15 protein-coding genes are annotated in these 14,858 nt (G+C 35.9%); 3 read left to right on the top strand and 12 right to left on the bottom strand.

Translation table 11 applies throughout. The features are described from left to right. From HOO91_16455 to HOO91_16430, 6 genes are all read right to left on the bottom strand, one after another. Positions 1-2,539 (bottom strand): hypothetical protein (locus HOO91_16455; protein ID NOU19150.1); only part of this gene is annotated, 2,539 nt, incomplete at its 3' end. A 501-nt stretch (positions 2,540-3,040) separates the two neighbouring features. Then, the gene (locus HOO91_16450) at positions 3,041-3,649 is read right to left on the bottom strand and encodes a PAP2 family protein (GenBank protein ID NOU19149.1); all 609 of its coding nucleotides are present in this window, start codon (positions 3,647-3,649) and stop codon (positions 3,041-3,043) included. A gap of 1 nt (position 3,650) precedes the next feature. Beyond that, positions 3,651-5,105: an RNA polymerase factor sigma-54 gene (rpoN, locus tag HOO91_16445; GenBank protein NOU19148.1), complete on the bottom strand. Its 1,455-nt coding sequence runs from the start codon at positions 5,103-5,105 to the stop codon at positions 3,651-3,653. A gap of 14 nt (positions 5,106-5,119) precedes the next feature. After that, positions 5,120-6,517, bottom strand: a complete 1,398-nt coding sequence (gene asnS / locus HOO91_16440; GenBank protein NOU19147.1) for an asparagine--tRNA ligase — start codon at positions 6,515-6,517, stop codon at positions 5,120-5,122. A 271-nt stretch (positions 6,518-6,788) separates the two neighbouring features. After that, complete coding sequence (locus tag HOO91_16435; protein ID NOU19146.1) at positions 6,789-7,805, bottom strand: hypothetical protein; 1,017 nt, start codon at positions 7,803-7,805, stop codon at positions 6,789-6,791. Positions 7,806-7,898: 93 nt separating this feature from the next. Then, entirely contained in the window at positions 7,899-8,261 is a 363-nt protein-coding gene (locus tag HOO91_16430) for a cupin (GenBank protein NOU19145.1), read from the bottom strand. A gap of 130 nt (positions 8,262-8,391) precedes the next feature. On the opposite strand from HOO91_16430, the gene HOO91_16425 reads away from it, so the two are divergent. Beyond that, entirely contained in the window at positions 8,392-8,958 is a 567-nt protein-coding gene (locus tag HOO91_16425) for a UbiX family flavin prenyltransferase (GenBank protein NOU19144.1), read from the top strand. Here the strand turns inward: HOO91_16425 and HOO91_16420 are convergent. From HOO91_16420 to HOO91_16395, 6 genes are all read right to left on the bottom strand, one after another. After that, complete coding sequence (locus tag HOO91_16420) at positions 8,955-9,653, bottom strand: ComF family protein (protein NOU19143.1); 699 nt, start codon at positions 9,651-9,653, stop codon at positions 8,955-8,957. The two genes, HOO91_16425 and HOO91_16420, sit on opposite strands and share 4 nt — an antisense overlap. 5 nt (positions 9,654-9,658) lie before the next feature. After that, entirely contained in the window at positions 9,659-10,099 is a 441-nt protein-coding gene (locus HOO91_16415) for a DUF2147 domain-containing protein (protein NOU19142.1), read from the bottom strand. Positions 10,100-10,209: 110 nt separating this feature from the next. Further along, on the bottom strand, positions 10,210-10,944 hold the full coding sequence (locus tag HOO91_16410; GenBank protein NOU19141.1) for a septal ring lytic transglycosylase RlpA family protein: 735 nt from the start codon (positions 10,942-10,944) through the stop codon (positions 10,210-10,212). A 10-nt stretch (positions 10,945-10,954) separates the two neighbouring features. Continuing rightward, positions 10,955-11,626, bottom strand: a complete 672-nt coding sequence (locus HOO91_16405) for a PorT family protein (GenBank protein ID NOU19140.1) — start codon at positions 11,624-11,626, stop codon at positions 10,955-10,957. A gap of 28 nt (positions 11,627-11,654) precedes the next feature. Then, positions 11,655-11,963, bottom strand: coding sequence for an MTH1187 family thiamine-binding protein (locus HOO91_16400; protein ID NOU19139.1), 309 nt, complete (start codon positions 11,961-11,963; stop codon positions 11,655-11,657). 15 nt (positions 11,964-11,978) lie between these two features. Further along, complete coding sequence (locus HOO91_16395; GenBank protein ID NOU19138.1) at positions 11,979-13,718, bottom strand: Ig-like domain-containing protein; 1,740 nt, start codon at positions 13,716-13,718, stop codon at positions 11,979-11,981. Between the two features lie 65 nt (positions 13,719-13,783). Here HOO91_16395 and HOO91_16390 point away from each other — a divergent pair, with 65 nt between their 5' ends. After that, entirely contained in the window at positions 13,784-14,320 is a 537-nt protein-coding gene (locus HOO91_16390) for a hypothetical protein (protein ID NOU19137.1), read from the top strand. Positions 14,321-14,338: 18 nt separating this feature from the next. Next, a complete protein-coding gene (locus HOO91_16385) occupies positions 14,339-14,812 on the top strand; it encodes a hypothetical protein (protein NOU19136.1) in 474 nt (157 codons plus the stop codon). The last annotated feature ends 46 nt before the right edge of the window (positions 14,813-14,858 follow it).

Below are 14,858 nucleotides of genomic sequence, written 5' to 3'. Positions count from 1 at the left end.
GCGTGCCGCTGATGGTGAAGACGCCCGCAGCGAAAGCTCCGCTAACGCCTGCCGGGAGACCGACCACCGAAGCCCCAGTCCCGCTCCCGCCGATGGCGTAGGTAATATTGGTAATCGCCGTGTTGACACACTTGGTCTGGGCATCCGTTCCTACTGCCGATGTCAGGGAGATTGTTGCATTCGGAGTAACTGTAATCGTTCCTAGGGCGGTTGCCGGAGCGCACGTGCCCGTTGCGGTCACCGTGTAGCTGAACGTGCCGCTGGCGGTCGGCGTGCCGCTGATGGTGAAGACGCCCGCAGCGAAAGCTCCGCTAACGCCTGCCGGGAGACCGACCACCGAAGCCCCAGTCCCGCTCCCGCCGATGGCGTAGGTAATATTGGTAATCGCCGTGTTGACGCACTTCGTCTGTGCATCCGTTCCCGCAGCCGATGTCAGGGTGATGGTCGCGTTCGGGGTAACCGTAATCGTTCCCAGGGCGGTTGCCGGAGCGCAGGTGCCCGTTGCGGTCACCGTGTAGTTGAACGTCCCGCTGGCGGTCGGTGTGCCGCTGATGGTGAAAACGCCCGCAGCGAAAGTTCCGCTAACCCCTGCTGGTAATCCGATCACGCTCGCTCCGGTTCCGCTACCCCCGATGGAGTAGGTGATGTTTGTGATCGCAGTATTGATACACCTGGTCTGTGCGTCCGTTCCCGCTGCGGAGGACAGTGTAATTGTCGCATTTGGGGTGACTGTGATGTTTGTACTCCCATTTGCCGTACAGCCCTTTGAATCAGTAACAATTACATTTGCTGTAAATGCTCCTGCTAAATTGTGAGTATAATTGGGTGTTTGAGAGTTTGGATTATTAAATGATCCTCCTGTTGGAGCTGTCCATGCATAGGTATTTCCTCCATTTCCACCAACTGGAGTTGCTGTTAATGGTAATGCTACATTTACACAAGTTGTTGCTGGATTTGGAGTAACAGTTACAGTTAATACAGTTGGTTGACTCAAGACAATGTTGCTTGAAACTAATGATGTACAAGCAGGAACATTGTCTTTAACGGTTACAGTATATGTCCCTGGTGCAAGATTTGTAAAAGAACCTGTTGCATTTGTAGCAATTATAGCAACGCCTAATTTTAATGTATAAGTATATGGAGCAGTTCCACCTGATGCAACCGCTGTAATTGTACCATTATTATTTCCATTGCAAGTAATATCAGTAGGTGTTAGAGAAGTAAATATTAAAGGATTAGGTCTAGTAATTGTAAATATCCCCATGTTTGTAATACATGTTGTGTTTACACCATCCCTAATTTTAAGATTATAACTTCCCGGAGCTAAATTTATGAAATTTGGGCTTACTAAATTCCAAGAACTTCCATTATTTATTGTCCAGTCATAGTTTCCCGAAGGACCACCAGATGTTCCAACAAAAGATATGGCCCCCACATTTCCTGATTCAGGGCAAGGAATATTTGTAATATTTATGGTAGTTGTATGCGGTAGTGGTTGAGTAATTATTAAAGCCGCATTTAATATTTTTATACAAGTTGGGGTGTTTTTATCACGCATTTGAACATTATACGTTCCTGCTATGAGATTTGGATAAGAACCAGACACCTGCCAAGATGTACCTCCGTTAATAGTATATTCGAATGCCCCAGATCCTCCTGAAGGAAGGGTAATATTAATAGCACCATTGCTATTCCCAAAACACCCTGTTACATTTGTTGGAGTCAAAGTTGCCGATAAGGCAACAGGTTGAGTAAGTGTAACGGCTGAAGCTGTTGTTTCACAATTATTGGCATCTTTAACTTTAACCTGATAAGTTCCTGCGGGTAAAGAGTTAAAAATGTTTGAAGGAGTTTGATAAGTAGCACCATTATCAATGCTATAGCTTAAAGCACCCGTTCCCCCAGATGCAGTAATTGTTATGCTCCCATTTGATGCTCCGTTACAATCTAGATTAACATGTGTTGTGGTAAAACTAATGGCACTTGGAGCGGTAATAACTATAGGATTTGATGCATAGGAAGCCAAACATCCCAAATTATCTTGAAGAATTGCATCGTATGAACCAACAGTCACACTAAAAGTATTTGATGCTTGAAAGGTAACCCCTCCATCTACAGAATAAGTATATGGGGAAGTACCACCAATAGCTGTTATTACAATTGATCCCGCACCTCCATTACATAAAGGGCTTGTTGCAACTAGATCATCAAAAAATAATCCTGGATTTTCAGTAATGTCAAAATATACATTAATAACAGTTGAACCATCATTTACCCTGCACCTATAATTATTTCCGAGAGACAAATTAGTAATTGAAAGAACATTTCCTCCAATTAGTGCATTGCTTGGGTTGTACCATAAATATGTATATGTACCAGTTCCTCCCGAAGCAACAATGGTAGCAGTACCATCCGCACCTCCTTGACATTTAATTTTTGTGGTATTTACAATCCCAGATAATGGTGCACTATATAATGAATTTAATGAAATCAATAGTCCAATTAGCATAAATGCTACCCTGTGTACAATGATTTTCATATTTAATTATTTTATTAACAAGTTTATTAACAATTCTGCCTCGAAAATATTCATTTTCCCTCTACTTCCCAAATATTATGCTTTGAATAAGCAACTTACAAGACTTATAATTCAGTTAAAATTTAAGGAACAAACGTTATTGTATTGATATTTAAAATATTGTAATTTTAGTTCGAAATACTATTTGTTTTTACGAGAATCTTATTTTAAAGGTTTTAATAAAAAACACAATATAGCATTCACTAATCTATACAAACCATCTATTTAACAGATAAAAGTGGATGAACAATTGTTTAAAAGCAGCTTAAATCAAAAAACTTTTTTAATAGAGCAACAATATTGCCAGTGATATTATTCATTTGGTTTTCTTTATATTAAACAATAATAATGTTGAATGATGACCGAAAATGGACTTAAAAGTAGTAGATAGCTGATAAAAGTTGCTTTTTCGTTGATGTAAAATTGAAAATAAGTGATAAAACTTAAATTATACATCAAGAATTAAAAGAATAAAATGACAAACATCATAATTATAAATCCTAAAATAAAACCACTGTATACTTGAAGAGGCTTATGTGCTTTAGTGTATAGCCTTGCGGAAGATAAAAGTCCAGCAATAAAAACGAAGAATAACAGGAATGGTAAAACATCTGTATACAGCCGAATTGAAAAGGCAATTAGAAAACCTACCATGCCTCCAATACCAACAAGGTGTATGCTTATTTTCCACCAGTACGAAATAATTAAACAGGATGCAACAGCCAAGGATGCTCCAAGCATAAATGCAACAATTACGGATGGAATAGGCAGTTTTATTAAAAAATATACTGATAAAACATAAGGTATTAAAGTAAAAGCTAAAGGTAAAATTCGCTCTTTATGGGTCTCCATTTGAAGGCTTTTAATAACCCCAAATTGAAAGAAAAGGGGCATCATAAGTAATGGTAAACCTAACGTATTTGCTCCAATAACAAGTAAAATAATTCTTTTCACATCACTTGGAAGATATGATATATAGGAACCAGAATAGAATATTAAAAAAACACCCAAAAGAGGCATAATCAATGGGTGAAAAAGATATGTTAATGTTTTTGCTAGGGTGTTGTTCATATTAAAGTTCCTTTCTTAATCTGGCAACCGCAACACCCAGCTGCTCACGGTATTTAGCAACGGTTCTTCGCGCAATTGGATATCCTTTTTGTTGTAATATTTTCATTAATTTCTCATCTGTGAGGGGTTTGCGTTTTTCTTCATTATCAATACATTCTTGTAGAATTTTTTTAATTTCTTTTGTTGATACCTCTTCACCTAAGTCATTTTGCATTCCCTCGCTGAAAAAATATTTTAGTGAATATATGCCAAAATGTGTTTGAATATATTTGCTATTCGCAACGCGAGAAATAGTTGATATATCAAGACCTGTTTTTTCAGCAATGTCTTTTAATATCATGGGGCGTAACTTTGTTTCATCACCTTCTTCAAAAAACTCACGCTGATATTCAATAATCGCCCTCATCGTTTCCATAAGGGTGTTTTGTCGTTGCCGAATTGCATCGATAAACCACCGTGCAGAGTCGATTTTTTGCTTAACAAAAACCATAGCCTCTTTATCCTGCTTTGAGGCATTGCTTCGGTTGTGGGCAAATGTCTCAATCATCTCAGAATATTCTTTGCTAATTCTTAGATCTGGGACATTTCTGGCATTCAGGTTTAACTGAAAATCCCCATCCACCTGATCAAGAATGAAGTCGGGAATGATATGTTGTATTGATTGATTGAGAGGATCTTGAAATGAACCTCCGGGTTTAGGGTTAAGTTTTAAAATCTCATCAATAGCATATTTTAAATCATCATCTTCAAGATCTAGTTTTGATGCGATTTTATCGTAATGTTTCCGGGTAAATTCATCAAAATAGTATTTAAGAATCTTTCTTGCTAAGGCAATCTCTGGAATGCCTTGATCCTTTGCGTCTATTTGTAATAGTAAGCACTCCTGCAAGTCGCGTGCCCCAACTCCGGGAGGATCAAAATCGTGAATGATATAGAGTAGTTGTTCCAATTCGTCCTCGTTGGTACTAATTCCCATTGAGAAAGCTATATCATCAGCAATTGCTGAAAGTTTTCGGCGTAAATACCCATCCTCATCGATATTTCCTATAATGTACTTCGCCAGGTCATACTGCTTTTCGGTTAATACTCTCAAACCGAGTTGACTCTCAAGGTGCTCATGAAAGGATACCCCAATAGAAAAGGGAACTTCTTCGTGCTTATCGTCTTTTGATGTATTATTAGCATTCAACCGATATGAAGGAACATCTTCATCATTCAGGTAGTCCTCAAGGGTGAATTCATCATCATTTTTATTATCTTCCTCTTCAGTATTTATCTCCTCCTGTTCATAGTCATCATCCAATTCATCGCCTTCTTCGAGGGTAGGATTTTCCTCAAGTTCCTTTTTTATTCTTTGTTCAAGCAGCATAGTAGGAATCTCCAGCAACTTGATAACTTGTATCTGTTGGGGAGATAACTTTTGTAAAAGCTTTTGTTGAAGTCGTTGCTTGAGCATAATTTAAGGATTAACTAAAACTCACAGTTTTTAGGTGTACGTGGGAATGGAATAACATCACGGATGTTGCTCATTCCTGTAACAAAAAGTATGAGTCTTTCGAAACCTAGGCCAAATCCACTATGTGGAGCAGTACCGTATTTGCGTGTTTCTAGATACCACCACATATCTTTTTCGGGGATGTGCATTTCTGCGATTTTATTTATGAGTTTTTCGTAAATTTCTTCTCTTTGCGATCCTCCAATTATTTCTCCAATTTTTGGGAAAAGCACATCCATAGCACGAACCGTTTTACCATCATCGTTCTGTTTCATGTAGAAAGCCTTAATCTCCTTAGGATAATCAGTAAGAATTACAGGTTTCTTGAAATGTTTCTCAACAAGAAAACGTTCATGCTCTGCCTGTAAATCAACTCCCCAAAATACTGGAAACTCCCATTTTTGGTCAACTTTCAAAAGAATCTCAATTGCTTGAGTATAGGTTAGGCGTTCGAATGGATTATCTATAACGAACTTCAATCTTTCGATAAGTTCGTTATCATACATCTTATTCAAAAATTCTAGATCATCAATACAATTTGCAAGGGCGTATCTGATTAGATATTTGATAAAATCCTCCGCAAGGTTCATATTATCGATGATATCATAAAAGGCCATTTCAGGCTCTATCATCCAAAACTCAGCTAAGTGGCGGGGTGTATTTGAATTTTCTGCACGGAATGTAGGTCCAAAGGTGTATATCTCCGAAAGGGCTAAAGCTGCTAGTTCTCCTTCGAGTTGCCCTGATACTGTGAGATTTGTTTCTTTACCAAAGAAATCTTCACTCCAATTGATTTTACCGTCCTCTGTCCTTGGTAAAGCATTTACATCAAGGGTGGTAACCTTAAACATAGCACCTGCCCCTTCGGCATCGGAAGCGGTAATAATAGGTGTGTGGATATAGCAAAATCCTTTATCATTAAAATACTTATGAATGGCGTATGCCATAGCATGTCGAATGCGCAAAACTGCACCAAAAGTATTTGTCCGAGGGCGGAGATGGGCAATTTCTCTTAGGAACTCCATACTATGCCCCTTTTTCTGCAAAGGATAAGTAGTTGCATCCGCAGCTCCGTATAACTCAACCCCTTCCGCCTGAATTTCAACTCTTTGCCCAGAACCAGGTGATTCAACAAGTATTCCCTTTACGCCTATACATGCACCTGTATTGATATCCTTTAGTAAATTTTCATCGAAATTTTGTACATCAACAACTACTTGAATATTATTAATGGTTGAGCCATCATTTAAAGCGATGAAAGCAACGCTTTTATTACCTCTACGGGTACGAACCCAACCTTTTGCAACAACCGATGAGCCAATCTGCCCATTTAATAGTAGCTCCTTAATTTTCACTCTTTCTTTAAGTTCCATTTCAAATAGTTTAAATTGATGCTTTATCTTAGATATTCAAAAATGCTTTTCAGCAACTTGCAAAAATAACATTTTTAAGGTCAATTCGACAAGCTGTAACAGTTTTTGGCAAAGATTTTGATGGTTGGAGGGAAATATGGAGTAATCCAGATAACAGCAATAATATCAAAGATTTAAAGGATGTAAATATTTTGAGTTGCTGTTTTGTCGTAATGCATTATTGTTGTAAAGTTTTTTCGAAATCTTTAAAAATTAAAACAAGAAATTGTTTTTATGTTTTTTTCTGATAATAGTTCTGCAATTTTTTCTTAAAAACCCTATCATTTGCATCGTTTACAGCTTTTATAAGTAGTTCAATCTTTTTGAAACGTATTTCTGTTTCCTCTCCACTGATAGAGTTTTGATCGCGGAAAACAACATATCCTATTTTATATCCAGTGTTGTCAAGTGTCATTGAGACAGCTGCATTGTAATCGTCGAATATGATTACCGAAGGCAATGTGTTGATATTATATCTTAATACAGCAGTTAGCACTTTGCTTTGAATGTATTGAATTTGATCTTTCCCTAGGTATTTTGCCCCAAGCAGTAAACGAATTAAATCTATTTGCGATACTAATTGTTTATTCTGATTTTTACGATATTGCTCATACTGCTTTTGGGAGGTGTTTAAAAAAAGATCTAAGAAATTTGCTGGAACACCTATCAAATCTTTTAAATCAGCATCCTGTTTACGTAGACGATATTCTTTTTTTGCAGATTTTTGATTGTATGGAATATAATATTCCCATTTGTGAGTTCTTCTAAAAGATTCTGTCATTGGTTTAGGTTTCCAATCAGAAATGGGGCGTTTCATGATTGGATCCGTTAAGTAAAGCTGATTAGATTCAAGTGTATAAACTAAACAGTTAATGAAATGCACATAACCTCCTTTAATGCTCCAATGCAAAGCACCCCAAAGAGTTTTTAGTTGAACACCTAATGTGGAATCGGCTTTTATTTCGTCCTTCTCCTTTAATTTTTGATCTTTTAGATACTGAATAAACTCATTGTCAAGGGATACTGGGTAGTAGGTTGTTGATTGATCTGTTGTATCGATAAATAGGTTTTTACCTGTGTGATATAAACCCCTAACATCCATAACATAATTAGTGTCGTTAGAGAGTTTTATATGGAGATTATAATCAAGACCCCATTTCATCTCTGAAATGGTGGGTCGTGAGGCATTTTGTGCGTTTGTAAAGAGGCAGACAAACGCCAAAAGTATTGAAATATATAGGGTTTTCATTGTTTAAGCGATTACGAATTTCTGCTTAAAGTTACTAAAAATGATTCCCGTATAGTCAATATTTGAAACAAAAACTATTTGCTAAATTTATTACTAAGAATCTCTGTTTACTGTATCTGGAGAAAATGCAGGAAGACAAACAGCAATATACTCTGCGCCACCTTCATAAGGAGAACTGTATTGAACCCACTCGTTTTTTTCAATGAGAATGGCTTGTCCGGCCTTAACTTCAAAGATTTTTTCTTTTGTTTTAACGCATAAGGTGCCTTTAAGAACTACGGTATACTCGTTGAATTCGGGGCATTGTCCTGGTTCAACCCAGCCATCGGGGCTAACCATTCTAGCAACGCTTACTTCATTGGTATTCGATGTTACTCTTCCAAAATATTCCTCAATTAACTTTACTTTATTGCCCGCAGCTTTTATGATCTGTGGCTTTTCGATAAACTTGGTCATAAACTTATCTTTAGTTATTTTGTTGCTAATATATGAGTTGAATTAGTTTAAACCGAATAAAAATTGTGTTTTCTTGATTTAAATGTTTCTTGACTCGCATTAGATTATATTTGTAAAAACTGAATTTATTATGCCAAGCAAAATAATTGTTGCTGTTACAGGTGCTAGTGGATCAATATATGCCCAACATTTACTCGAAAAATTGATATCTTTTGAGAACAAGCTGGCAGAAGTTGCATTAGTTTTTTCTGAGAGTGGAAAAAAAGTATGGGAATATGAAATTGGTGATTTAACAATCGACTCTAAAATTATACATCAATACTCAAGCAATAATTTATTTGCCCCAATAGCATCAGGTTCTGCAGGATATGATAGTATGATAATTATTCCCTGTACAATGGGGACTTTAGGTAGAATTGCATCTGGGACTAGTGATGATTTGATTTCGAGGGCTGCTGATGTAATGCTTAAAGAGAGAAAAAAACTGATTCTTGTTACCCGTGAGGCTCCATTAAATCTTATTCATATTGAAAATATGAAAACTATTACCCTTGCAGGCGGTATTATTTACCCTGCAAGTCCATCATTTTATAGCAAGCCTAATGATAAGAAGGAACTTGAGATGACTGTAGTTAATAGGGTTTTGGATATATTGGGTTTTGAATCTGATATTCATCGCTGGGGTAATGGCAATTAAAAAGATGCGTATGCCAAGGTAACTATACTGACTTTTACACCTTCGGCTTCAAGTACAACCGCAGCGCACTCTTCGAGGGTTGCTCCTGTAGTTATAACATCGTCAACAATTAGAATATGTTTTCCCTTGAATTCCTCCGGTTTAGCAAGACGAAATGCTTTTGAAACATTTTCCACTCTTTCTGTTCGATTTTTTCGAGTTTGAGTTTCAGTATATGATAATCGAATAAGATTATCCGTTGAAATAGGAATTTTTATGCTATCTCCAAGCCCTTTTGCAATTTCTTCGGCCTGATTATATCCTCGCTGTTTTAATCTTTTGTGATGAAGCGGTACCGGCACAATAAAATCTATTTCCTTATAAAGGGGTGCTTTTTTGAGCACATTGCCAAATTCTTTACCCAAAACAAAACCAACTTCTTTTTTTCCATTATACTTTAAATGGTGAAGGAGTTTTCGATATCGGCTACCCTTAGTGAAAAAGAAAAAGGAGCAAGCGTTTTCAACAAACACTCGCCCCCAAAATATTTTTGCAACCGGATTTTCTGCATTAAGCCAGTATTTTGTTCTAGGAATATGGTAAAGGCATGTAGTACAAATCACCGATTCTCCTTCTGCAAGGTCGTTATGGCAAACCATGCAAAGGTTAGGATAAAAAAGCCGGACAAAGTCAGTAAGTATCCGGGATATCCTCATATCATTTAAATTTCTTTAGTCCAAATAACTTGTTTCCCTATTAAGGAGAAGCCAATGTAACCCTTAACATGAAGTTTATTGATTTCTTCATCGAACCACATTAAACATTTATAGGTTTTTCCCTCTTTAGGGTCATAGATTTTTCCATTAATCCATTCATTATCATCCTTTGAAAAGACAAACCCATCTAAAAGTTTTAAACCCATAATAGGTCTCGATTGTAATTTTACATCAGGGTTTTTATCATCAACTTTAGGGCTTCCGTTTTTATTAGGTTCCTTAAGCCAAGATATTTCCCCATAGAATTTACCATCAGCATCCTTTTTAATGGTAACCTTTGAGTCGCCATATTGAGTAAGCCATGTGCCTAGAACACGACTCTCGTCCTGTGCGGTAGCAGAAATCCAGAAAAGGAAAAGGGATGAAAGTAATAGAAGTTTTCTCATAGTTAAAATTATGTTTGTTTGGCAAGATAATTTTTTTAAAATAAATCTAGCAATTGTTTGAGTAAAAAGTTAAGGAAAGTGGAAATCTAATTGACACAATATTTGAAATATTATTTCATTTCAACGATGAAACAATCGGGATAGAGTTTAATAGCCTTTCCCTTAAATATATCTGCATCTTTCCTGGAGGAAAAATTCCCTATAAATAATCGGTAGATTTTCTCATTGTTTGTTGTAATAACCTGAACGTACACCTCTTTTTTAAGAGTGTTCTTAATATCATTTGCTATTCTAAGCATATTCACCATTTCCTTATAGCTTCCAATTTGTATGGTAAATCCTTTTGGTTGGAATGAATTCACTTTCAGTTCATAAAAATCATTTACCTCTTGAATTTCTTGTTTTACCTCAGTATTTTGATTTTTAGTTTGATTAGTATTTTGGTCGATAGCAATCTGGGTTTGAGTAATTGGTTGTGATTGAGATGGTCCTTCAATTACTTCTATTTTAACTTTCACCTTTCCTTGAACAACAAATCCAAGTTTTTCTGCCGCAGAACGGCTAAGATCTATAATCCTATCGGGGATAAAAGGTCCTTTATCATTCACTCTAACAATTACGCTGATATTATTGGTTAAGTTCGTAACCTTGACCAAGGAGCCAAAGGGAATTGTTAGGTGGGCGCAGGTTGCTTTTCGAAAGCTATAGCTCTCTCCAGATGCGGTGGTTCTACCCTCAAATTTTTCAGCATAGATAGATGCAATTCCTTCCTGAGTATATCCAACCTGAGAGAACCCAGATATAGCAAGGATTTGAAAGATAATAGTAATAATTATTTTTTGCATAGATTGTTTTTTACTGAAATTCAGGATGTTTTTTCTTTTTACCCAATTTACTAAAATTATACATATAGCTTATGCTAATATTCTGAACTAGTGCATTTGATTTTTCGGGCATTCCTGTATATCTATAGTCATAAAGGTCCGTATAACCGTATGACATTCTTGCATCTACTTGAATAACCCCCCAACCGAATTCGTAGCTTATCCCTGCACCACCAATTAGACCATAATCAAAACGATTGTCGCGAAGTATATTTAAATCATAGTTTTGTAATACCATTTTTCCAGTTGTATCAACACCTTGTTTTGCAGAAAGCAAATAAGCAGCATAACAGCCCAGATTGATATGAAAATATAATCCTGCTATATCGCTGTGGACTTGGAAAAAAATAGGTATTTCAACGTAATTGCTTACATGTTGAAGTTTAGCGGTATCTTTAAAAGGCACAATATACCCACGCTGTGTAAAGTTGATTTCACCCTGAAATCCTGCCCATTTATTATCGTAGTATTTTAGGATTAGTCCAAAGTCGGGTTTTTTTCCCGGGAAAGCAGTTGCTTTTAAGTCGGGTTTAAATGAGATACTTGAAAAGAGAGAATACCCTGATTTAATGCCAATATATGTTTGCGCCCAGCATATTGAGGGTATGAATAACAGTGTTAAAATTATGGCTCTTTTCATCATGCTTTTAATATAAAATCTCAATAAATAATTAATCTTTCCCTTCAATTTTGTCCTCAATTGATCGAATCTTACTCTCGATTCTCCCACTTTTCCCTTTTCTAATATCTAGGTTTATTGAAACGTAAACCCTTTCACAATCATCTTCTAATACCTTGTAAGCCTCATTAATTAAAGCCATCGCCTCGGGTAGAGTTTCTGTTTCAACTAATGTTCCCATTGCAGTGAGCTGGGAGGGATGTCCTGTACGACGAAGATGCCTAATAATTTTGGTAACGTAATGACTTACACTATCTCCCTTATCGGTTGGGAACATGGCAAAATTCATTAGAACTGACATAATGGTTGTTTTAAATTACTTATTAAAATCAAATGTAATTTCGCTTTCCCAGTTTGCTCGGACGGTAATCACTCCCTTCGATTTTCCTTCATCATAGTAGTAAATCCTTTCAGGTTGAATCTTTTTTAAATACCAACCAGTATCCCATTCCCCATTCAAATTTGAATCTTCAATAAAACGCAAAGTGTATTTTCCGGCATCAATAAAACTCAACGCTACCTTTTCATCAGGTTTAACCATTAAACGCTCAATCACCTGCGATTTATTTTCGTTGAGTAGTTCAATAATTGCTGCGTTTTTAAAATTCAATAGATTAAAGTTCAGTATACCAAAATTATCAGGATTGGCTCCCTTAAACTGAATTTTAACTGTGTCATTTGCAATACTATCTAGCGAAAAAAAGGCTCCTGGAAGTGCTTCGAGTTTATATGTTCCATCTGATTCCCAGGCATGACTAAATCTGTAAAGACGAGGATTTATCGTATCCTTTTCCAGTTTTATATTTCCAATTTTTGATGAGTCTTTAAGGTTTGTGATGGAGATTAGAGATTCATCAATCTTTTCAAGAGGAATTGGAAAAGTTAATTCAAAAGGTTTATTTGGTTTTGCTATTTGAGAACTTTTAATGTTACTAGTCACTTTTAGGTAAACTTTCTTTTCAGGTTTATCTTTGTTTCTTTTACGTTTTTGAACGACTTCTTTTTCGGTGTATATAAATCTTAGAGTATCAAGTTTGGGTTTTAGTTGTTGTAAAGAATCCGTTTTAAGGTAGGAAACCTGAAATACAAGAGTATCTAAAGCATTAATTTTATCATTGTTAATCCAATAGATCAGCGAATCTTTACTGCGATTGGTTTCAGTTAAATACCACTTATTGTCAACCTTAAAATTTAATGGTGTTAACAGAACTTGCCCCTCAGGTTTCTTAGTGAAAGTCAATGCCAACTTGCGTCTTTTGCTGCGAGAAAATCCCAGTCGTGCTTGAATTCTATTACTCTCCTTAAACATCAATAGATTAATATCTCTACTTGCATGCCTACTAGTATCTAACAGTAAAGGTTCTTTAAGCATCTCCTTTTTGATGAGTTCATTCTGAAAAGCTATGTCCTCATTAATTTGATCGAACTTATAGTTAGAGTTATTGTCTTTTAGGGCAAAAATTTTATAATCGCAAGATTGTAGGTTTTTAAAAATGAATAAACCATGTTTATTTGATCTGGTAAGATATTTTGGGAGTTGTTTGATAGGGGTTGAATCATTATGATCCTTGTAAAGCATGACAAAAACATTCTCCTCGGGTAAAAGGGTGAATGCGTTTTTAATCACTCCAGATAATGTTAAAGAATCGATAGAGTTTCCTGTGGAAAAAGCAAATTCAAAATTATTTATCGGGTTGCCCTCGTTATTATCAACAATTGCATCGGCAAGGTATATCGTATAAGTGGTGTTATCTTTAAGAGTGTCCTTAAAACGAATTTCTATACTTTTCCCTCTTTGTAACAATTCTGGTTTTTTGATCATAGGAGGGGAAATAGCCAATTTCTTCTGAATATCTTTAAGTTGAACTATTTCATTGAAAGTTAGAGTTACCTTATCTCCCTTAAAGTTGAGTGCATTCATTGCAGGATTGCTTCGAACTAAGACGGGAGCAAGTGTATCCTTTGCCCCGCCTGTTGGAGTAACAATTTTGGCACATCTTGGTAAGATGCAGATAATCAATAAAAATACTGAAATTATTACGGCAAGTTTTTTCAAAAGAGGTTATGTTTTGGTTATTTTCTCAATTAGCAAAGTTATAAATCTTTATAACCCTAAAAACAATGTTCAGAAAAAAGGGTATTTGGTCTATCAAAAATAAGGGATATTTTTGTGGTTATACTAATTCCAATAAAATGTCGGAGGATAATCGTTTTGAAAGTAGTTTGCTTTACCGTTGGATGGGTGATCTTGTAGGAACATATGCAGCGTTTTCATTTAATCTTTTTGTAACAATAACAGCCGGTTTACTGTACAGTTTTAAAGTGTTTCAGTCACCATTTATCCTATTAATCTTTGGGGTAATTTCACCAATTATATTTACTCTTTGCCTTTACTTTTTCATCAGAAATATATCGCATGAAATACTTAATGAACCACTACCAAGTGCTTTTGTAACAAGAGCAGGAAATCGGTTACTGATGTCGTTTGATATCTTTTTAATTATAGGATTTTCTTTACTAATATACCTTGGACCTCTTAATTTCTTTATTTTTCGTTTTCTCCAAACTATATTTTTTCCAGGAATGCTTTTGGTTTTCTTAAGAGTTTTATATGTAAGTAAATTGATTGGAAGGAATGATGAAGAAGATATTTATTAATTACCACTCTGAATCATTGTGAAAACAGCCTCTTTGAATGAGCTTAAAAATGAACTATCATCGCAAAAACCTGATGAGATTCTGGCTCTTTGCCTGCGATTGGCTAAATACAAGAAGGATAATAAGGAGTTGCTCACCTATCTACTTTTCGAGGCTGGCGATGAGCAAGGTTATATAGAGGGCATCAAGAAAGAAATAGATCTGCAACTGGAGGGAATGAACAAAAACAATGTTTACTATGTCAAAAAAAGCCTTAGAAAAACACTCCGAATAGCAAATAAATACATAAAATACTCTGCATCCAAGCAAACGGAGGTCGAAGTACTCATCTATTTCTGCGCTAAACTTAAAAACTCCGGATTACCAATTCAAACAAACAATATCCTTAATAATCTATATCAGCGACAACTCGAAAGAATAAAAAAGGCATTATCAACACTTCACGAAGATCTTCAGTACGATTATAAAGTGGATATAGATTCATTATTGTAAAGCGATTCGCCCAAAAATATGTAAATTTGCATATTATCATACTCTT

This window comes from Bacteroidales bacterium (assembly GCA_013141385.1).
Lineage (GTDB): Bacteria > Bacteroidota > Bacteroidia > Bacteroidales > Tenuifilaceae > UBA8529.
This window is presented reverse-complemented; position numbering and strand designations above follow the sequence as displayed.